Here is a 21,802-nt window from a genome sequence, read left to right as displayed (position 1 = left end):
GGAACATTATCTACTAGATAGTATAGCATAATTTTCGGCAAAAATACGAACAAATGTTTGGTTTATTATTGTGGTACAAGTTTTTGCTAATCCTTTTAGACTATAAGAAATTGGGATTATTTTTAAAACCGGTGGAGATTCAGTGGTCGTTTTACGAGGAACGAGATTGTATGCTTGTATACTTCAGTATATGCAAAGGTGTGTAGGAAATCGTAATGCATCTGTAGGGGGTTGGAATAATCTTGGCAGATGAATGAAAAGGCGAGCACCCCGTGTCGGGATACCCGCCCAATATTAAGATCCTGCAACTATATGAAAACCGGAATCAACGTGCAGGACTTCGCCGGTAACACCACGAGCCAGTTCACTCAGTAAAAATAGCGTGGCATCGCCGACCTGATCCTGATCAATTTGTCTCCGAAGCGGTGCTTTTTCCTCGATCACCGACATTTTCTCATTAAAGCCGGAAACACCTTTAGCAGATAACGTACGAATCGGTCCGGCTGATACCGCATTGACACGAATTCCATACTTGCCAACATCTTCTGCCAAATAACGCACACTTGCCTCAAGTGCCGCTTTAGCAACTCCCATTACATTGTAGTTCGGCACAACTCGTTCCGCACCAAGATATGTCTGCGTAACAATGCCGCCACCCTCGGACATGATTTTTTTCGCTTCACGGGTTACTGCGACAAGCGAATATGCGCTAATGTTTTGCGCCAGCAGATAGCCATCACGCGAAGTATCTGCATATTCACCAGTCAATTCATCCCGATTGGCAAACGCTACGGAATGAACAAGACCGTGAATGGTACCAACTTCTTCGCCGATTTCTTTAAAAGCGTTCACGATGCTCTCATCATTTTCAACGTCACACGAAACGATTTGTTTTGCTTCGATTTCATTTTTGTCGAGGAGTTTTTCCAGTTTTTGCTTCGAACGTTCCTGGCGGTAGGTGAAAATAAGGTTCGCCCCGGCATTATGGAGTGACTTTGTTATCCCCCAGGCAATACTGCGGTTGTTCGCAACACCCATCACGACAATGTTTTTATTTTTCAGTAGTGAATTCATTTATGTACCTCCGATTGGAATGGTTATGTTCTTATTATAATGTAGCATAATTAGGACCAGGTAGTAAATGAAAGTTAGTATTCAATCTCAGCCTCCACACGGAGCATTCAATCCTCGGGCAGATAATAATCAGGGCAGGCGGACATATTTTCCGTTATTATTAACATTTAAGTGAATTCCACCCTGTAACCGGACATATTTTCCGCTATTGACCAAAGATTAAAGTTAGTCTAAATAATGGACACGTCAAAATGGTTAATCATGTATAATTTAATTAAAGAAAAGGACGTGTTCATATTGGGGAAATGGAAGGAACCGGAATTCAGAGAGTATGTTTCTAAATTAATAGTTGAAGAGGGGAGGGTGGCCCGGGAGGTAGCTCGTGAAATGGATCTATCTGATTCAACTGTTTATAAGTGGGTATCCAACTATAAAAAGAAAAAAGAGCGTGAGAAGGCTCCTGAACAGTATATTACACCTGCAGAATTTGAGAAGATTAAAAAACAGCATGAAAAAGAAATACGTGATTTGAGGGAGCAAAACGAAATATTAAAAAAAGCTATGCACATTTTCACGAAAAACCAAGCGTAAGAGATAAATACTGTTTCATCCTGGCTCATCGAGGTGAATACAGTATTGTGAAAATGTGCACTGTACTAGACGTTTCGAAGAGCGGTTATTATACCTGGTTAGAAACCAAAGACAAAATTTCGGATAAAGAAGCTAAAGACGGGGACATAAGGCAGAAGATTAAAAAATCGTTTTATGAAAGTGAAGAATCTTATGGTAGTCCCAGAGTGTATGATGATTTAGATGAGTGGGGATATTCAATCTCTCAAACAACGGTAGCACGAAAAATGAGGGAAATGGGTCTGAGAGCTACTCCTAAAGAAAGATATATTGTCACAACGGATTCGAATCATAATATGTATGTTTACCCAAATCTTCTAAATCAAAAATTTGATGTTGATGAACCGGACCGGGTCTGGGTTTCCGATATCACTTATATTTGGACACTTGAAGGATGGCTTTATTTATCTACCATTATGGATTTGTTTTCAAGAAAGATTGTTGGATGGAGTATGGCGTCTCACATGAAAACCGCATTACCTTTAAAGGCTTTGAATATGGCAATCACCACCAGGCAGCCCATAGAAGAGAAGTTAATTCATCATTCGGATCGTGGCTCCCAATATTGTTCGTACGATTATACCGATGTGTTAAAAGAAAATAAAATTCAAATAAGTATGAGCAGGACAGGAAACCCGTATGATAATGCTTGCATTGAATCATTTCACGCAACGATTAAAAAGGAACTGGTATATCGTAGACGTTTTAAGACTCGGTCAGAAGCAATTAAAGCGGTAAACTATTACATAGGCAGCCGCTACAATGAAAGAAGAAAGCATTCATCTTTAGGATATTGTTCACCAAATAAATATGAGCGAAAGTACCAAGCAGCACAACTGGAACTTAGCTCTTAATTAACCAATTGGCTTTAGAAATGATAAGTCATGGTTTTTGACTTATCATTTCTAAAGTCTCAGCAAGCGAAGCGCGGTAGTTGTTTTGAATTTATGGATTAACCAAAGTAATGTGTCCGTTTTCTTGACAGAAGTCCAAGATCGACTCGATTTCACATGATTTTTGCTGAATAGCGGAAAATATGTCCGCAAATCCTGCTAAAACAGTGATTTTGGAGTGATTAGCGGAATATATGTCCGCTTCCGTCATCTAATAGCTACACTAAACCAACACTACCAAAACCCTGGATTAAGCCCATATAATTGTGTAAAAAGAAAAAGGGCCAAATTAATTCCTTATGATACAATGTTTTACAACCACGAAAAACAAGGAGGAATTAATTATGACCCAATTACAGTTTAACCTAGATATGGACTTTTTAAAAGAATCCATAATGAATTCAAATATCGATAATGTCGTTAAATCTACTATTGTTTTAGTGTTGAATGAGTATATGGAAAAAGAACGTGATGCGTATTTAAATACAAAGGCTTATGAACGTTCAGAAGAGCGTCATGATTATCGTAATGGCTACTATGAGCGGGATTATATGATGAGTATTGGAAAAATTAAGTTGCGCGTTCCTCGTACTCGCAGCGGAGAATTTTCACCAACCGTTTTTGAAAAATATAGACGATGTGATCAGGCATTTGCGTTATCCATGCTTGAAATGGTAGTAAATGGTGTGTCTACTCGAAAGATTAAAAACGTTGTTGAACAGTTGTGCGGGGAATATGTTTCAAAGTCCTTTGTATCCTCACTCACTGAGAAACTTGATCCAATTGTAAATGAGTGGGCAAACCGTGCGTTAAACACAGAATACTATCGATATGTATACGTGGATGCCATGTATATTAAAGTTCGTGAACATCATAAAGTTGTGTCTAAAGCGGTTTATATAGCTACTGGGCTAAACGAAGGGAATAAAAGAGAAGTACTTGGTTTGAAAGTGAGTCATGAGGAAAGCTTTGAAGCCTGGCAGGAATTTTTAAAGGAACTAATAGCACGCGGTTTACAATCACCAAATCTGATCATTTCAGATGCTCATTCCGGCCTTAAAAGAGCTATCCAGAAAGTATTTATCGGTACATCTTGGCAGCGCTGTACGGTTCATTTTAAAAAGAATCTCTTTGATGAGCTGCCAAAGAAGGGTATGCAAGATGTAAAAGAAGAAATAAAGCAAATTTTTGATGTAGAAACGCCTGAGGATGCAAGGAAATTGAAAGATGAGTTTATTAATCGTAACCAAGATAATTCTAAACTGGTAAAGGTAATTAACAACCTGGAGGATGGCTTTGATGACGCCATCCAGTATCTAAACGAACCACCGGAGTACCAAAAGCATATTCGTAGTACAAATTCCCTTGAACGCCTAAACCAAGAGGTAAGACGAAGAGAAAGAGTAATACGCATATTTCCTAATACGCAATCAGCTTTTCGATTAATTGGGGCAGTATTGATGGATTATGAAGAGGAAGAGCAGAAGAAAAGGCCAATCTTTTATAGGGAAAAGTAGGGGACAAATCGCGCGCGAAAATTTGTTTTGGTAGGAAGGGGGTACCCCCTTCCTACCAAAACAAATTCAACTAAATACTATAATGTGGCGGTAAACTTGTATTTGGGAATTTACACAATAAAAAGGACTTGACTAAACCCTGTCCCAACGGTAATCAAACACGAGGGTTATTGCGCATTTTATATCTTTTGTGTCAAAAAAAGAGCCTTATTTTAAAATATCCCTAATTTCCCAATCCGGTCAACCGCTTCCTCCAGTCGTGCTTCTGATTCAAGCAAGCCGACCCGAACATAGCCTTCCCCCTGAGGACCAAATCCATTTCCCGGGGCGACGACAACATGTGCTTTTTCCAACAGTAAATCGGCAAATTCCTCTGACGAATACCCCGCTGGAACCGGCAGCCATGCAAAGAAGGTTCCTTTTGGCGCATCTGCTTTCCAGCCAATCCGGTCCAACGCAGCAAAGAACCGTTCCCGGCGGCTTGCATATGTATCGACTAGATCATTAGCCGCTGTCTGATCACCTAACAGTGCTGCAGCAGCCGCCTCCTGAACCGAACCAAACAAACTGACATAAAGGTGATCCTGCACCAGATTGATGCTTTCGATAACGGAAGGATTTCCTACCGCAAACGCTATTCGCCATCCTGCCATACTGTATGACTTGGATAAAGTATAAATTTCAATTCCAACATTTTTTGCACCGGCCGATTGAAGAAAACTCATCGGCTTTTCTCCATCAAAACCGATTGTTGCATAGGCAAAATCGTGCACAACACAAATATCATGTTTGTCAGCAAGCTCAATCGTTTTATCAAAAAATGAATGACTTGCTGTTGCCGCAGTCGGGTTGTTCGGATAATTTAAAAACATCAGCTTGGCCCGGTCCAATTCATCCTTCTCAAGCTCACTGTAATCGGGCAAAAACCCATTTTCCTCCCGCAGTGGCATCAATGCTTTTTCCGCATCAGCCATTGCCGTACCCGACATATAGTCCGGATAGCCCGGGTCCGGAAGCAATGCCAAATCACCCGGGTTCAATAGACACTGACTCAGTTCCACAAGTCCTGTTTTCGCCCCGAATAAGATAGCCACTTCCGTTTCCGGGTTCACCGTAACTCCATATTCTCTTTGGTAAAACTCCGCCACTGCCTCTTTCAAATACGTAAAGCCCTGAAACGGCGTATATTTATGGTTAATCGGCTTCTCTGCAGCGTCCTGTAATGCCTTCACAATGTGCTGGGGAGTTGGCAGGTCCGGGTTCCCCTGGCCAAGGACGATAACATCGTGACCCTGTTCCTTCATTTCCTGCGTTTTTTTCACCAGCTTGGCAAAAAACTGCTCAGGCAGTCGCTTCAGCATAGCTGATTGTTCAAATCTCCTCAAGCTGCTTCCCTCCCTTTAGTTGGTGTTAATCATAACGATGTTTTACGGGGCTGTAAAGGGGGGGCTTTCCCCAAATTTTACTAAGATGCAAAGGAATTCAGTCTGCCCGCTAATTTTTGAATCATCGGCAACATCCCGATATCTAAATTACCCCCACTGATTACCATTCCACAATGCCTTGATGGGATTTCTTCATGATACTTAAACAATGCAGCCAGCGATGCGGCGCCTGCCCCTTCCATTAATGTTTTGTTCCGCTCCAGCATATAAACAATCGCTGAGGCAATCTCCTCATCACTAACAGTAACGATATCATCGACATATTTTCGAATAATCGGCAGTGTTCGTTTTCCAGGCTGTTTCACTGCAATGCCTTCTGCAATCGTTTGAACCGAATTCAAATTCTCCACTTTGTTATGATGAAAGCTTTCATGCATTGCAGCTGCTCCGCTTGCCTGCACACCAATTACCCGAATCGACCGGTTGATATGTTTTACTGCTGTTGAAATACCACTGATTAATCCACCGCCGCCGATTGGCACAATAATCGTATCCATCCGGTCTTCCTGCCTTAGCATTTCCATTGCAATGCTACCCTGTCCTGCCATAACATCGTAATCATCAAATGGATGAATGTAAGCCGCTCCTGTATCTCGTTGCCTTTTTAATGAAGCTTCATATGCCTCCTGAAACGACTCGCCAACAAGGACGACCTCTGCACCATATGCTTTTGTAGCATTTATTTTTGCAAGCGGCGTCCCTTCTGCCATGAATATGGTGGCGTATGCTCCCAATTTTGCGGCGGCATATGCCACCCCTTGCGCATGGTTCCCTGCAGAAGCAGTGATCACGCCGTTCCGCAATTGTTCTTTAGACAGCTGCATGAGTTTAAACGTAGCTCCTCTGAATTTAAATGCACCTGTTTTCTGCTGATTTTCCATTTTAAAATATACGTTTTTCCCGACCATTTGATTGGTGGTAGACGAAGTTAATAACGGTGTACGATGGACAAACGGCTCAAGCCGCTTCCATGCACTGTACACCGTCTCGCCGGTTAAGCAATTCCCAAAGTCTCACACTCCTTTGTTTTCATACGCAGTAATTTTATCTTCCAACTGCAACGTAAGGGCGATATCATCCCAGCCATTCAGCAATTTTTCCTTATGGTAATTATCAATTGTAAATGGGACTACCCAATTTTCCTCATCCATAATTTGCTGACTCTCCAAATCCACTTTTAAAAGAATCTCTGATTCCTCCGCTTGTTTCATCCATTTATTAACTTGGGTTTCTTCCATTCTCACTGGGATGATCCCATTCTTTAATGCATTATTGTAAAAAATATCGGCAAAACTGGGTGCAATAATTACCCGGAATCCGTAATCCAATAAGGACCATGGCGCATGCTCACGGGATGACCCGCAGCCGAAATTTTCACCTCCCAGTAAGATGGAAGAATCCGCATATTTTTCATCATTCAGGTTAAAATCAGGGCGCTTATTGCCATCATCATCAAACCGCCAATTATAAAACAGAAACTGTCCAAATCCTGTCCGTTCAACCCGTTTTAAAAACTGTTTCGGTATAATCTGGTCTGTATCAACATTTGTACGATTTAATGGAAATACCTTTCCTGAATGCTCTCGAATTGCCTCCATACCGTTCACCTCCTATTGCATTATTCCTGCATAGTTACGTACATCCACAAAACGTCCCTCAATTGCTGCCGCAGCCGCCATTTCCGGACTAACCAGATGGGTTCTGGCACCATTCCCCTGCCGTCCTTCAAAATTTCGGTTCGAGGTCGACGCACACCTTCCACCAGGGGGAACAATATCATCATTCATCGCCAGACACATACTGCAGCCAGCTTCCCGCCATTCAAATCCAGCTTCCTTGAAAACCTGATCCAATCCTGCTTTTTCAGCCTCCATTTTTACCAAAAATGAACCTGGAACGACAATTGCTCGCACATTCGGGTTCACTTTTTTTCCTTGAACAACTGATGCAGCTTTTTGCAGGTCGCCTAACCGTGAATTGGTGCACGAACCGATAAAAACATGATCGATTTCAATTGAGGTAATCGGCTGATTTTCATCCAATCCCATATAATCAAGTGCCCGCTCCACATCTTCCTTATATTCCGCATCACCCAAGGACGGAGTGGAACCACTTACAGGGACACACATTCCCGGATTCGTCCCCCAGGATACTTGTGGTTCGACTTCAGACGCTTTAATCGTAACTGTCTGGTCATAAACGGCGTCCTCATCTGTAGCCAGGTCCAGCCATTTATCCGCAAGCTGTTCAAAATCATCGCCCCCGGGTACATGTGCCCGGCCCCGCAAAAAATCAACTGTTGTTTGATCCGGACTGATCAGACCAGCTCTGGCCCCGGCTTCAATCGACATGTTGCACACAGTCATTCTTCCTTCCATGGACAAGTTGCGAATTGCATCTCCTGTATACTCAATCACGTGGCCGGTACCAAACCGAACACCAAACTTTGCGATAATCGCCAAAATTAAATCCTTTGCCGTCACTCCCGGACCAAGGTCACCTTCCACATGAACATTTAACGTTTTCGGCTTCTCCTGCCACAATGTCTGTGTAGCCAGAACATGTTCAACCTCGCTTGTTCCAATTCCGAAAGCCAATGCTCCAAACGCGCCGTGTGTCGAGGTATGGCTGTCACCGCAAACAATCGTTTTTCCAGGCTGTGTCAACCCAAGCTCCGGACCAATTACGTGGACAATTCCCTGATCGGGATGGTACATATCTGCAAGGGTAATGTTGAAATCCATACAGTTCTTTTTTAACGTTTCCATCTGTTTCACTGAAATTTCGTCTTTTACTGTATCACGATTTTTCGTTGGCACATTGTGATCCATTGTCGCATAGGTCAAATCCGGTCGCCGAACATTACGATTATTCAGGCGCAATCCTGCAAATGCTTGTGGTGACGTCACCTCATGTACCAGATGTAAATCAATGTACATGAGATCCGGCTTACCGGATTCCTGCTGTACTACATGTTTGTTCCAGATTTTTTCGATAATCGTCTCTGGTTTTCCCATTAAAATTTCCTCCTTCCTTTGTTAAAAGCTTTTTATTGAGGATCACAGCAACATGCTGTAAAAAATACTAATTGAGCGTTATAACACCGCTTCGGAAATACACTTCGCTTTCCGTGGGCGACTGATGAGCCCTCTTCGTGCTTGCGCACTCAGTGGTCTCACCTAGGCCTTTCCTCCCACAGGAGTCTCAGCGTATTTCCTCCGCTGGTATTACGTTTATGGCCTACTGGTTGAAGTAGGAATCGTTGTATAATACCACCTCACTAGTCCGTGTGAGTGGAGGTCAGTGACTCGCGCCACGCTGAAAGCATCCGCCCGGAGCGGTTCCGGACGGCGAGAAGTGGACGTTTAAGAATACGTCCCAGCAGTTAGACAGCAACACCCTTCCCGGAAAAAGCCATATCACGAATACGAACTGCAAATACTGTCCGAAACACTTTTTGCTGTTAAATTATCAACTATCGCTTCCGTCATTTCCTTGGTTCCAACAAGCAATCCGCCTTTTCTGTTCAAATCAGCTGTGTGATAACCCTGGTTGAGGGTTTCGTTTACTGCGGATTCAATTTCCATTGCCTCTGCTTCCATGTTGAATGAATGGCGAAGCATCATGGCTGCCGATAAAATCATCCCGGTTGGATTGGCCATCCCGCGACCGGCAATATCTGGTGCGGAGCCGTGAACGGGCTCATAAAGTCCGACACCATCTGAACGGATGCTTGCTGAAGGCAGCATCCCAAGCGAACCGGTCAAAACGGATGCTTCATCACTTAAAATATCGCCGAATAAATTTCCTGTAACAATGACGTCAAATTGATCCGGATTTGTTACAAGTTTCATTGCTGCTGCATCTACAAGCACATGGTCAACAGTCACATCCGGGTACTGCTGCTGTTTCTCCTCGACAATCTCGCGCCAGAGCCTACTGGATTCCAGGACGTTGGCTTTATCTACAGAAGTCAGATGCTTCCTCCGCTTTTGTGCACTCTGGAATGCTTTATCGACAATCCGCTCAATTTCATAGCGCTGATAATAAAGGGTATCGACAGCCGCCTGACCATTTTCCCGTCGTTCACTCGGCTCGCCGAAATACAAGCCGCCTGTCAGTTCACGGATAATTAAAATATCACTTCCGCTGATTACTTCTTCCTTCAACGGTGATACATGGGCTAAAGCAGGAAAACTCTTAACAGGGCGCAAATTCGCAAAAAGCCCGAGCTCTTTCCGGATACCGAGCAATCCTTTTTCAGGCCGTTTACTTGCCGGAAGGACATCCCACTTCTTACCTCCAACTGCTCCAAGTAAAACTGCCTCAGCCTGCTGACAAGCTTTTACCGTGTCATCAGGTAATGGGGTGCCGTATCGGTCAATCGCGTCGCCACCAATGGCATGCTCATGAAATGCAAACCGGTGACCGAATTCAGTAGCGACCGTGTTCAGTACAAACTTTGCTGACTCCATCACTTCCTGGCCCACTCCGTCTCCTGGCAACAAAACAACCTGTTTATTCATGTTAAAATCCTCCTTTAGCAGCCGTTTCTTTCGGCTTTGATGTGTGATACTGAATCATATAGCGGTTCACCGCATTCAGAAATGCATTTGCTGAAGCTTCCACAACATCCTGTGCAGTTCCCCGGCCGTTCATCGACTCGCCATTTACCATAAGCTGCACATGTGACTCAGCCAGCGCATCTTTTCCGCGTCCGACTGAATTCAGTTGATAGTCAACAAGCTGCAGATCCTGTTCAATCAGACAATCCAATGTGTTATACAGTGCTTCAACACTTCCCTGACCTGTACGTGCATCCATGACCTTGTTTCCCTCAGGGGTGGTCAATGACGCAGTCGCCGTTGGAATATTTGCTGTCCCATATTGAATCTGAAACATTTCCAATCGATATTTTTTTGCACCGGACTGATCAGTCTGTACTTCCATCAAAATAGTAAAAATATCGTCATCAGTTACTTCCCTTTTGCGATCCGTTAACTGTTTAAACTGCTTGAATGCCTTTTTCAAATTTTCTTCCGAAAGCTCGAATCCCAGTGTCTTTACTTTATCCTGAAATGCATGACGGCCGGAATGCTTTCCGAGAAACAGCGTATTCGATTGAACACCCACCATTTCCGGCGTGATAATTTCATAGGTTTCCTTGTTTTTCAGAACACCATCCTGATGAATCCCTGCCTCATGTGAAAATGCGTTACGCCCAACAACCGCTTTATTCGCCTGCACATACATTCCGGATAATTTAGCAACAAGATCACTGGTCCGCTTGATTTCGTTCAGCTTCAGACCCGTTTCATACGGGTAATGATCGGAGCGGATTTTTAATGCAACAGCAACTTCCTCCAATGAAGCATTTCCGGCACGTTCTCCGATCCCATTAATCGTCCCTTCCACCTGGGTAGCACCGTTTTCCACAGCAGCAATCGAATTTGCAACAGCCATTCCCAAGTCGTTATGACAGTGACAGGACAGATCCACCTGATCAATATTAGGAACCGTGTCTTTGATGAACCGGAAAAGTTCCCCATATTCCTTTGGCGTCGTATACCCGACAGTATCCGGCAGATTGATCACCGTTGCACCAGCATCAATCACCTGCTCAATGATCTGGGCCAGAAAATTCCAATCCGACCTTGATGCATCTTCAGCCGACCACTCCACTTGAGGAAACTTTTGTCTGGCATATTTCACGATATCCACCGCTGTTTCAATTACCTGTTCCGGTGTTTTTTTCAGCTTATACGTCATGTGAATCGGTGATGTTGCCAAAAAGATGTGAAGGCATGGTTCATCCGCATATTTCAATGCCTCCCATGCAGTATCAACATCTGATTTCACCGCCCTTGCCAGCCCCGTGACTGATGTCCCTTTTATCGTTTTGGCGATTTCTTTAACTGCTTCAAAATCACCTGTGGAAGAAGCTGGGAAACCTGCTTCCATCCGGTCTACACCCAACTTTTCCAATTGCCTGGCGATTTCCAGTTTCTCCAGCTTATTCAGATTAACTCCTGGTGACTGTTCCCCGTCTCTCAGTGTCGTATCAAACGTTTTAATTTGTTGCATGAACCTTCACATCCTTTTGTTTATCTTGTTTTTCCTGTAATGGCTGCTTCACAAAAGGCATTAATGCACGGAGCTCCTTTCCAACTTTTTCAATCGGATGCTGATTTTCTTTAGCATTCATCGCATAAAATTGTGGACGGTTTGCCTTGTTTTCCAAAATCCAGCCTTTAGCAAACTCGCCTGATTGAATTTCGGAAAGCACTTCTCTCATCCGCTCTTTCGTTTCGTCATTCACAACTCTCGGCCCGGATACGAAATCGCCCCATTGTGCTGTATCGGAAACGGAGTAGCGCATATTCTCAAGCCCTCCTTCATAAAGCAGATCAACAATCAATTTCACTTCATGCATACATTCAAAGTAAGCTACTTCCGGCTGATATCCTGCATCTGTCAGTGTTTCAAAACCTGCTTTGATTAGACTTGTAAGGCCGCCGCAAAGCACTGTCTGCTCTCCAAACAAATCCGTTTCCGTTTCTTCCTGGAACGAGGTTTCCAAAACGCCCGCACGTGCTGCCCCAATTCCCTGTGCATAGGCAAGTGACAGTCCCTTAGCATTGCCGGTGACATCCTGATAGACACCATATAATGCCGGAACCCCAGCACCTTCCTCAAACGTTCGGCGGACCAGATGTCCAGGTCCTTTCGGGGCTACAAGAAACACATCAACATCTGATGGCGGGACAATCTGGTTAAAATGAACATTGAATCCGTGGGCGAAAGCCATTGCATTTCCCGCCTGTAAATTTGGTTTAATGCTCTCCTCATAAACTGCTGTTTGATGCTCATCCGGCAACAGCACCATCACAACATCCGCAACCTGAACTGCATCGGCAACTGACTGAACCTCAAATCCATCAGCCTGTGCTTTTTGCTGGGATTTTCCCGGTCTGAGCCCGACAACAACATCATAACCGCTGTCCCGAAGATTCTGTGCGTGTGCATGCCCCTGTGATCCATAACCAACCACCGCGATTTTCTTTCCCTGCAATACCTCTTTCTGGATATCCTTTTCGTAAAGAACTTTTGACATATGAAACATCCTCCTCATTTTGGTTTATTTTTTTAGATCATTTTCAACTTTTGACTTAAGCGTTTCCCCGCTTACACCGGAAAAGAATTTATTTCCGTAACCTGCTTTGGCTGTTGTCCTCGTAAAAATGCGGTAACACCTGTTTTCGATAGCTCTTTAATTCCATATGGCCGTAAGAGTGAAATTAATGCTTCCACTTTATCCGGTTTTCCGGTAACCTGAATGGTCAGGCTCTCACGTGATACATCAATGATGGATGCGCGGAACGGGGCGATAATTCCCTGAATCTCTGCAAGTGACTGACCGCTTCCTTTCACTTTTATCAGGGCCAGTTCTCTTGCAACAATTGCTTTTTCGGTTATATCTGATACTTTCAGGACATCAATCTGTTTGTGCAGCTGTTTTGTCAATTGTTCCAACTTTTGATGATCACTGACCTCGACAACGAAAGTCATTTTCGATATTCCTTCCGTCTCGGATGCACCAACTGAAATACTTTCGATATTGAATTGCCGCTTATGCAGCATCCCTGTTATCCGGTTCAGCACACCCCCGCGATTCTGAACCGCTGCACTGATGATTCGCCTCATTTTGTCACCCCTATCATTTCGTGAATCCCTTTTCCTGGTGCAATCATCGGGTACACATTTGCTGCTTGAACGACCCGGCAATCAACAATGACCGGACCATCATGTGAAAAAGCTTCCTGCAAAACGCCCGCTGCATCTGCCTCTTTATCTACCTCCATGCCACGAATTCCGTAACTTTCTGCCAGTTTTACAAAATCAGGATTCGTTGAAAAAATAGATTCCGAGTAGCGTTCTTCGTAAAAACTTTCCTGCCACTGCCGTACCATTCCGAGTGCCTGATTGTTAATGATAATAACTTTGACAGGCAGGTTTCGTTCTTTTACCACCGACAGTTCCTGGAATGTCATCTGGAAACCACCGTCACCGACTAATGCAACAACAAGGTCATCCGGTGCTCCAAGTTGTGCACCAATTGCTGCCGGAAATCCAAATCCCATCGTTCCAAGTCCTCCCGACGTCACCCAGCGATTCGGTTTTTCCAGCGTATAATACTGTGCTGCCCACATCTGATGCTGCCCAACATCTGTAGTAACAATTGCCTCTCCCGACGATTGCTCGTAAATCTGTTCAATCAGCCATTGCGGCGAAATTTCTTCGCCCGACTGTTCATACCACAAAGGATAATCTGATTTATTTTGCTGCAGCTGTCCCAGCCATGTTTCGTGATCTGCAATGGTTATTGATTTTTCCAACAGTACCTCCAACGCTGCATTCGCGTCAGCAACAACCGGAATTTCTGTTGCAACATTTTTGCCAATCTCTGCCGGATCAATATCAATGTGAGCAACTTTGGCATTTGGTGCAAAGTGTTTCAGGTTTCCGGTTAAACGATCATCAAACCTGGCTCCGATGTTGATAAGTAAATCACTTTCATAGATTGCCATATTCGCTGCGTACCTTCCATGCATGCCCCCCATACCAAGTGAGAGCTTCTCTGACCCCGGATACGTCCCTAAACCAAGTAAAGTCGTTACCACTGGAAGCTGGTATTTTTCCGCAAATCGTTTTAAATTCGCTGATGCCCCGGCAAATTGAACACCCGCTCCGGCTAGTATAACTGGCTTTTCTGCCCGGCTTAACGCGTCCGCCAGCTTAACGATCTGCAATGGGTTAGGCTTTTTTGTCGGCTGGTATCCTGGCAGTTTAAATTCACTGGAATAAGGCTGCGTTGATATGGTTGCTGAGATGTCTTTCGGAATATCAATTACAACAGGTCCCGGCCGCCCTGTAGCAGCAATATGAAAAGCTTCTTTCACGATCCGCGGTAATTCACCTATGCGTTTCACCTGATAATTGTACTTCGTAATCGGAGTCGTAATCCCCAGTACATCCGACTCCTGAAAAGCATCTGTTCCGATCACACCACTTGCCACCTGTCCGGTAAATACGACTAACGGCAGCGAATCCATCATTGCATCCGTAATGCCTGTTATTAAGTTCGTAGCCCCCGGCCCTGACGTTGCCATCACAACGCCCGGCTTACCCGTAACCCGTGCATAGCCTTCAGCCGCATGAACCGATCCCTGCTCATGCCGGTTTAACACGTGCTGAAAAGGCGCCTTACTGCGGTAAATTGCATCATAAATCGGGAGCACCGCCCCGCCCGGATAGCCGAAAATCGTGTCAGCACCCGCCTCTGTAAGGGCTTCAATCAACACGTCAGCCCCGGTCATCTTTTCTGTTGCACTGTCCATCTCAGACTTTGCCTCCGCTTTCACTATTGCATGCCTCCTTAAAATTGATTTTTTTTAATAAAAAAAGACCCTTCTTTCCCCACACACCTGCCCGTTAAGCAGAATGAATGGGGAGAAAAGAGTCCTTTTTCACGGTACCACCCACGTTTGCAGCATTCTCACAAATACTGCCTCACCAGCTGTTTGACAGCCTATTTTGATAACAGGTATACACGTATATACCTGGCTGAACCTAATGGGGGCAGCCTATAAAGCTTTCCCGTTCAATCCGGCACTCAGGGAAGATGTCAGAACATCATGTACTTCCGGGCTTCCAGCAACCCCGGCTCTCTGTGAATACATGGGTCATGTTCCTTTATTCCCATCATCGAGTTGATGATATAAAAACGAATGAAACAATCGCAATTATTAGATATCAGAAAATTTTATATTGCCGACAATAATATACTGCTTTTCAGGAAAGGTCAACCGTTTTTTTAAAAGTTTTTTGATACTTTTGATAAGTCGGAATAATTGTATGCGTTTACAATGTTGAAACGACAAGAAATTCGAGGATATATTACAATTCTATTACAGTAATATTTTTTTAATGGTTAATGTGGCAGGGCTTGGGCAGCCGTCATGGTTGGGGTTGTGCTTTAGGATTTGATAAAAATTCAAATCGGCTTAAGTTGTCATAGATTTGGGTCGAAATTATTGGAACTCTGCTCAAGTTGTCACAATTTTGGCCCAAGTTCACAATTTTCCCGCTCAAATTGTCACAATTGGCTCACGTAATAATCAAAAAAACGCCTGAATTTAAAAATGGGCCCCGGTAAAAACCAGGGCCCAATAAAACTATTTAAAATCAGTAACCGCTCCTTTTGAAGAACAGGAAACCATATGTGCATATTTTCCCAGCACACCCTTTTTATATAATGGCGGTGCTGTCCATTCCTCACGCCGGCGTTGCATTTCATTCTCGGAAACCGCAACCGAAATTTCCTTTTGCTCCGAATCAATCGTGACAAGATCACCTTCCTGTATAAATGCCACCGGACCACCGTCCTGTGCTTCGGGAGCAATATGACCAACAACAAGGCCATGCGTTCCCCCGGAGAATCTGCCATCCGTCAACAATGCGACTTTTTCACCAAGCCCTTTTCCGACAAGCAGACTGGAAACCGACAGCATCTCAGGCATTCCCGGACCACCCTTAGGACCGACATAGCGAATTACCACCACATCATTTTCTGAAACTTTGTTTTCGCTGATTGCTGCAGCCGCTTCGTTTTCGGTATTAAATACCCTGGCCGGGCCGACATGGCGACTGACTTTCACCCCTGAGACTTTTGCCACTGCCCCCCTTGGTGCTAAATTTCCTTTCAAAACAATCAATGGACCATCCACCCGCTTCGGCTTATCTAGTGGCATGATAACATCCTGACCTTCGTGCAATGACGGTGCGTCCGCTAAATTTTCAGCAATTGTTTTACCTGTTACAGTTAAGCAATCACCATGCAGGTAGCCCGCATCAAGTAGAAGCTTCATGACAGCCTGCACACCACCGGCTCTATGTAAATCCTGCATCACATACCTGCCGCTTGGTTTCATGTCAGCGAGATGCGGGACTTTCGCCTGCATCCTGTTAAAATCATCAATCGTCAAATCAACCTCAACCGCATGTGCAATCGCCAGCAAATGGAGAATTGCATTCGTCGACCCGCCAAGTGCCATCACAACGGTTATCGCATTCTCAAATGCCTCTTTTGTCATAATATCTTTTGGATAAATACCTTTTTCAAGCAAGTGATAGACCGCTTCACCCGCTGCAGCACAATCAGCCGCTTTTTCCTCCGATTCAGCGGGATTCGACGAGCTGCCAGGCAAACTCATACCCATCGCTTCCATCGCAGAAGCCATTGTATTCGCGGTATACATCCCGCCACAGGCACCGGCGCCGGGACACGCATTACACTCAATTCCTTTTAACTCCTGATCATCAATGTCCCCGTTGTTATGCTTACCAACACCTTCAAACACCGAGACAATATCAATATCTTTTCCACGATAGGAGCCGGGAGAAATGGTACCGCCATATACAAAAACCGCCGGAACTTCACTATTGGCAATCGCAATCATACAACCGGGGATATTTTTATCACAAGCTCCAATCGCAACAAGTCCATCCAGATTTTCCGCACCAACAACCGTCTCAATCGAATCCGCGATAAGGTCCCGGCTTGGCAGCGAATAGCGCATCCCCTGCGTACCCATCGAAATACCATCGGAAACGGTTATCGTGTTAAACATAAGCGGAACACCGCCTGCCTCTTTTGCTCCTTTTTTGGAATTCGCCGCCAAATCATTCAGATGAATATTGCACGGAGTGACCTCACTCCACGTACTCGCGACTCCAATCATCGGCTTCTTAAAATCATCATCCGTCACACCCACAGCACGCAGCATCGCCCGGTTCGGCGCCCTTAGTGAACTGTCACTGAACACATTACTTTTTATCCGTAAATCCTTCCCCATCCAATCACACTACCTTTCTTTTATATTATATTAATATTCTAATAATTTAATATAAGATTCTACCACTTATGATTAAAAATGAAAAGGTATTTTTTTGGGATGGGGGATAAAAAATAGAGCAGGACGAGTGAATAATTCACATAATCCTGTTCCATTGAGGGTTATTTTTAATTCGACGAAATTTGACAAAATCCGGGTGGTGCCAGGCACTTTACGCATTTAAATCTAGTCCGAAAAATAACGGCTTTTCATGCGAGCTAAAAGCGCACTCCTTTCTTCTGCAGGTAAATTATCTATCCTATCAAAAAGATTATGATAATCAGTGCTTTCCTCTTTAATCAGCGGTGATGACGGGAACACTTCACTCACCTCCACCTTTAACTCCTTAAAAATGGATGAATCAATTGTGTCTGCTGTTGAAAAGATATCAGGCAATGCGTAATTACCATGTGAATCCAGATGGAAAATTTCGATCAGTCTGTTTTGCGGGTCAGCAATCCAATATTCTTTTACCCCGGCATCGGCATAAAGATTTAGCTTGATAACCTTATCCAGCCTTACAGTTGATAGGGATAATATTTCAACAATCAAATCCGGCGCTCCAATACAGCCTTTGTCATCAAGTTTATCATTAACACAGATTACTGAAATATCAGGTTGGACAACATTAACAATCTCCTCGTCCATTTTATCTCTGGCAAACAAACGTACGTCAAATGGAGCGGCAAAAACTTCACATTCCCTCTCTTTAAAAAAGTTCATAAACAGGTGTGATACATTCATGGAGGTTTGCTGATGAATAGTCGTGGGGTCCCCCGGAGACATGTTGTAAGGTACACCATCAATTATTTGCATGGTCGTACCCTCAGGAAGCTTGAGATAGTCAGCGTAAGACATTTTATTTGAAAAATTGGCCAGGCTCATTTCAGGTTCCTCCGTTCAGGGAATTTTTCTAATGTGTGAATAATTTTGGTAATGCGATATTGTAGAATTATGCATTAGGCAGGGGTGGTATAATTTCAAAAATGGTTTTCATGGTGAAGGAAATACACATTCTTCTGTATATAAGGTCGATTCCTAATTATTACCTCAAATATCGGGACAACTCATCGTAGAAGTTCTCTCTCGTCCCCGCTAATAGCACAGCGACCTTTTTGTCGTCTTTCTCGAAGATTGTATATGCAATTTCATATTTTGTTCCTTTGTATTTTACATCTAATCCATAAATACCGGATAGATTGCCGTGCTCTAGTTGTCCAATATAAGAATTTTCGCGGATTTCCCGGAAGGCATTTTGATATGCTGCTTTCAGAGGCTTTTCTTTTATTTTTTTAAGATACCGTTCAGAGGCTGAGGTAAATAATAATTCGCACATAATTAAGTCTCCGAACCAAATATGTCTTTATAACTTGCTGCTTTTTTTCTCCAGCAACAATTTCACTAGCTTCATCAAGCATTTTTTTAATGGCATTTTGGACATTGGCACTTTTAATTTCAAACTGCTCTACAAGTTCATCACCACTGTAACCTTGCGACACTAGATCCTTGAGAATCTCAACTGAAAATTCATTCGAATCAATTGTACCAATCGCAATAGAATTATTTTTCATATTCTCTTTTACACTCCCCCACTGTTCTGTATCTTCTTTTATTAATTCTTCGGGAACATTGATTTTATGATGGATGATTTCCCTCAAAATCCTATAGGCTAGTTTCGTTTCTCTTTCATTCATTTTTTCTAAAAGACTATACACATCTTCCTTACGAATATTCATCTATTTCACCTCTTTTCATTTGTCAAGTAATTATATGATTATATTGTAATGCATTGTGAAGGAAAAGTGTAATTTGAAAGGTGTATATTTTAAGACAACGGGAACGGTATACTTTCTTTCTGCCAAGGCATGTTAAATCTAGGAGAGTTATTCCGCTGAAGTGGACAAAATTGTCAAATACCTTTATAGATCCAAAAGTTACCAACACTTTACCCAAAAATAGTATATAATTTAAATATTAAAATTAAATATTGAAGAAAAATAATGAAATATGGGGAGCGATCGGGATTATATCATTCCTCGTGTATGGTAGAACGAACGAATGGACCTTTGGAGTCTATACCTTTGGATGGCTTGGTTATGTTATACGTTCTCTACAATGTTGTTGCTTCTATTTTATACAAGCAAAAAATTACCCGTTCTGGAATTGTTAAGATAGATAAAAAGAGGCTACAAGGTAAGATTAACAAAAACGACAGGTGACTTCGGCGCAGATTTACTATTAACATCAAATGATTGAAAATAGATAGTGGTTCAGGCAAAAAGGTATAAAAAGAATGTTGGCATTTAATCCGTTCAGGAAGTCGTTGCTGCAAAGGAACACTATCAATCAACAGAAGCGTGGGTAGTAACGAATAGTCATTTTACCCAGGCTGCTGTTAAGTTAGCTAGATCGAATAGAGTGAAGCTTTATGATAGGGAGTCTTTAAATGGATTTGATTGGATACAAATGCTAACACTAAAAAGTTAGAGATTAACTAGTATGGATGTAAATATATCAAGAGTATGTATATCCTTCTAGCTTAATTCTCATAATTGCTACTGATGTTATTTATCATCACCTCACAAACCGTAAAATCTAATTCCCTATCAATATCCAATGATCTTTCTGATGGCATAATGTGAGCAATTTTCTCTTTCTGCAAAAAATTTTTTTCTTCTAAAATTTTGTCAACCTTTGATACATACACTGCTCCATTAAGAACATACGCTTTAGGAGCATCTTGTCTTCTTTTTGGAACATTATTTATATCAATTAAAGGAGTCATCATTTCTTTCTCAAGCTGATACATCCAATATGGGCTTTTGTCTGACTCAGTTACAGATACTGCAGCCACACCGTTATTCTTATCGCACTTTTCAATAGTCTGGTCAATGTCTTGTGTATTTCTTAGTGGCGAAGTTGGCTGTAACAGAACTACATAATCATAACCTCTTACTTGTTCTATCGCATGAAGGATTGGCTCGATTCCAGGGGTATTGTCATTTGCCAATTCTTGCGGTCTAATAAAAGGTGCCTCACAACCGAATAATCGTGCTACATTAATAATTTCTTTGTCTTCGGAAGTTAGAATTAATCTATCAATATATTTTGATTTTTTAGCTTCTTCGATAGTCCAAGCAATTAAAGGCTTCCCTGCTAAATTTTTAATATTTTTTCTAGGAACACCTTTTGATCCACCTCTAGCAGGAATAATAGCTAATACTGTTTTGTTATTAATCATTAAAATACCCCACTATATTCTACATTGGCTTTTTCATAATCGTCTATTTGTCCAATATCCATCCAGTACTCTCTAAGTGGAAATGCAGACACTTCTTTATTGTTAACCATTAATTGATTAAAAAGATCTGGCATATCATAAAAACAATTTTTAGGAACATACTCTAATACTTCTGGATTCAACACATATATTCCAGCGTTTACAAAATTACTTTGCACAGGTTTTTCTTCGATAGATAGTAGTTTATGATTATCAGTTTCAATAACTCCATATGGGATTTGATACTCATGTTCCCGCACACACATTGTTGCTATAGAATTATTTTCATTATGAAAATCCAATAGTTGTTCAAAATTTATTTTTGTTAATAAATCACCATTCATAACAAAGAATGGTCTATCAGGCTGTTCATTTAATAATGAAAGTGCGCCTGCCGTTCCCAGTCTCTTATTTTCATCAATATATGAAATATTAACTCCTAAAAAACTGCCATCCTGAAAGTAATCTTTTATTTTCTCTTTTTTATAATTTACTGTTAAAATAAATCTTGAAAATCCAAAGCTTTTAAAACTTTCGATGATTTGTTCTAATATTGGTTTATTTCCCACATTTAGCATCGGCTTGGGAGTGTCATTAGTTAGGGGTCTGAGCCTTGTTCCCAACCCTCCAGCCATTAGTACTACAACGTTATCTTTTTGTTTCACTTTATGTAAGTCATTTGAAAAAAATATTTGGCAAACTCTTTTATTTTTATCTACTATAGGTAATTGTTGCAGATTTCTTCGTTCTAATATTTCATTATAGTAATATGGATTTTTACCTGAGTATTCGTATACTGGATTAGAATTCATAACTTTTTGTATAGAAGACTCCAATGGTAATCCATTTAAGATACCGCGACGAATATCTCCATCGGTAACTGTACCTAACAATTTTCCTTCTCTATCTACAACAACAGCGAACTGTAAGGCTGTTTGATCAACAACTTCCATAGTTTTAATAATTGACGTAAATGGTGATACAAGTATTTTTTTCCATGCTGTCATTT

General features: G+C 42.4%; 19 protein-coding genes and 1 pseudogene. 4 read left to right on the top strand and 16 right to left on the bottom strand.

From position 1 onward, the window contains the following. Positions 1–294: 294 nt before the first annotated feature. Positions 295–1,074 (bottom strand): enoyl-ACP reductase FabI, encoded by a 780-nt coding sequence (gene fabI, locus G6R02_RS04430; protein ID WP_164668035.1) that lies wholly within the window; start codon positions 1,072–1,074, stop codon positions 295–297. A 288-nt stretch (positions 1,075–1,362) separates the two neighbouring features. Between fabI and G6R02_RS04425 the strand changes: the two genes are divergently transcribed. From G6R02_RS04425 to G6R02_RS04415, 3 genes are all read left to right on the top strand, one after another. After that, complete coding sequence (locus G6R02_RS04425; RefSeq protein ID WP_246202609.1) at positions 1,363–1,665, top strand: transposase; 303 nt, start codon at positions 1,363–1,365, stop codon at positions 1,663–1,665. Further along, positions 1,623–2,558 carry an IS3 family transposase gene (locus tag G6R02_RS04420; RefSeq protein WP_164670315.1) on the top strand — a complete coding sequence of 312 codons (936 nt, stop codon included), beginning with the start codon at positions 1,623–1,625 and terminating at the stop codon, positions 2,556–2,558. The genes G6R02_RS04425 and G6R02_RS04420 overlap by 43 nt, the downstream gene beginning before the upstream one ends. Positions 2,559–2,941: 383 nt before the next feature. Further along, positions 2,942–4,114, top strand: coding sequence for an IS256 family transposase (locus G6R02_RS04415; RefSeq protein WP_164668033.1), 1,173 nt, complete (start codon positions 2,942–2,944; stop codon positions 4,112–4,114). Positions 4,115–4,326: 212 nt separating this feature from the next. Here G6R02_RS04415 and G6R02_RS04410 read toward each other — a convergent pair whose 3' ends face one another. The 13 genes from G6R02_RS04410 to G6R02_RS04350 all read right to left on the bottom strand — a co-directional run bounded on the left by G6R02_RS04410 (position 4,327) and on the right by G6R02_RS04350 (position 19,249). Beyond that, complete coding sequence (locus tag G6R02_RS04410; RefSeq protein ID WP_164668032.1) at positions 4,327–5,499, bottom strand: pyridoxal phosphate-dependent aminotransferase; 1,173 nt, start codon at positions 5,497–5,499, stop codon at positions 4,327–4,329. Between the two features lie 80 nt (positions 5,500–5,579). Then, positions 5,580–6,467: a threonine ammonia-lyase gene (gene ilvA / locus G6R02_RS04405; protein WP_246202606.1), complete on the bottom strand. Its 888-nt coding sequence runs from the start codon at positions 6,465–6,467 to the stop codon at positions 5,580–5,582. Positions 6,468–6,572: 105 nt separating this feature from the next. Then, a complete protein-coding gene (gene leuD / locus G6R02_RS04400; RefSeq protein WP_164668030.1) occupies positions 6,573–7,157 on the bottom strand; it encodes a 3-isopropylmalate dehydratase small subunit in 585 nt (194 codons plus the stop codon). Positions 7,158–7,169: 12 nt separating this feature from the next. Beyond that, positions 7,170–8,576 (bottom strand): 3-isopropylmalate dehydratase large subunit, encoded by a 1,407-nt coding sequence (gene leuC / locus G6R02_RS04395; protein ID WP_164668029.1) that lies wholly within the window; start codon positions 8,574–8,576, stop codon positions 7,170–7,172. A 402-nt stretch (positions 8,577–8,978) separates the two neighbouring features. Next, entirely contained in the window at positions 8,979–10,085 is a 1,107-nt protein-coding gene (gene leuB / locus G6R02_RS04390; RefSeq protein ID WP_164668028.1) for a 3-isopropylmalate dehydrogenase, read from the bottom strand. A 1-nt stretch (position 10,086) separates the two neighbouring features. After that, the gene (locus G6R02_RS04385; protein ID WP_164668027.1) at positions 10,087–11,643 is read right to left on the bottom strand and encodes a 2-isopropylmalate synthase; all 1,557 of its coding nucleotides are present in this window, start codon (positions 11,641–11,643) and stop codon (positions 10,087–10,089) included. Next, positions 11,630–12,673 (bottom strand): ketol-acid reductoisomerase, encoded by a 1,044-nt coding sequence (ilvC, locus tag G6R02_RS04380; RefSeq protein ID WP_164668026.1) that lies wholly within the window; start codon positions 12,671–12,673, stop codon positions 11,630–11,632. The genes G6R02_RS04385 and ilvC overlap by 14 nt, the downstream gene beginning before the upstream one ends. Positions 12,674–12,744: 71 nt before the next feature. Then, positions 12,745–13,263, bottom strand: a complete 519-nt coding sequence (gene ilvN, locus G6R02_RS04375) for an acetolactate synthase small subunit (protein ID WP_164668025.1) — start codon at positions 13,261–13,263, stop codon at positions 12,745–12,747. Then, a complete protein-coding gene (gene ilvB / locus G6R02_RS04370; RefSeq protein ID WP_425509062.1) occupies positions 13,260–14,957 on the bottom strand; it encodes a biosynthetic-type acetolactate synthase large subunit in 1,698 nt (565 codons plus the stop codon). Before ilvB ends, ilvN begins: the two co-directional genes overlap by 4 nt. A gap of 837 nt (positions 14,958–15,794) precedes the next feature. Continuing rightward, the gene (gene ilvD, locus G6R02_RS04365) at positions 15,795–17,474 is read right to left on the bottom strand and encodes a dihydroxy-acid dehydratase (protein ID WP_164668023.1); all 1,680 of its coding nucleotides are present in this window, start codon (positions 17,472–17,474) and stop codon (positions 15,795–15,797) included. A 225-nt stretch (positions 17,475–17,699) separates the two neighbouring features. Beyond that, complete coding sequence (locus G6R02_RS04360; protein ID WP_164668022.1) at positions 17,700–18,398, bottom strand: Uma2 family endonuclease; 699 nt, start codon at positions 18,396–18,398, stop codon at positions 17,700–17,702. Between the two features lie 160 nt (positions 18,399–18,558). Continuing rightward, positions 18,559–18,849, bottom strand: a complete 291-nt coding sequence (locus tag G6R02_RS04355; protein ID WP_164668021.1) for a type II toxin-antitoxin system RelE/ParE family toxin — start codon at positions 18,847–18,849, stop codon at positions 18,559–18,561. Beyond that, on the bottom strand, positions 18,818–19,249 hold the full coding sequence (locus tag G6R02_RS04350) for a hypothetical protein (RefSeq protein WP_164668020.1): 432 nt from the start codon (positions 19,247–19,249) through the stop codon (positions 18,818–18,820). Before G6R02_RS04350 ends, G6R02_RS04355 begins: the two co-directional genes overlap by 32 nt. A 586-nt stretch (positions 19,250–19,835) precedes the next feature. Between G6R02_RS04350 and G6R02_RS20030 the strand changes: the two are divergent. Beyond that, positions 19,836–20,000, top strand: a pseudogene (locus G6R02_RS20030) (restriction endonuclease); the annotation flags it as partial. Positions 20,001–20,052: 52 nt separating this feature from the next. Here G6R02_RS20030 and G6R02_RS04340 read toward each other — a convergent pair. Together G6R02_RS04340 and G6R02_RS04335 are read right to left on the bottom strand one after the other, a co-directional pair. Continuing rightward, a complete protein-coding gene (locus G6R02_RS04340; protein ID WP_164668019.1) occupies positions 20,053–20,754 on the bottom strand; it encodes an acylneuraminate cytidylyltransferase family protein in 702 nt (233 codons plus the stop codon). Further along, positions 20,754–21,800, bottom strand: coding sequence for a nucleotidyltransferase family protein (locus G6R02_RS04335; protein WP_164668018.1), 1,047 nt, complete (start codon positions 21,798–21,800; stop codon positions 20,754–20,756). The genes G6R02_RS04340 and G6R02_RS04335 overlap by 1 nt, the downstream gene beginning before the upstream one ends. Positions 21,801–21,802 lie beyond the last annotated feature (2 nt).

This window comes from Virgibacillus doumboii, from assembly GCF_902806455.1.
Taxonomy (GTDB): Bacteria; Bacillota; Bacilli; order Bacillales; family Amphibacillaceae; genus Lentibacillus; species Lentibacillus doumboii.
Note: the sequence above shows the minus strand (reverse complement) of the source record. Positions and strands in the feature narration are given on the sequence as shown.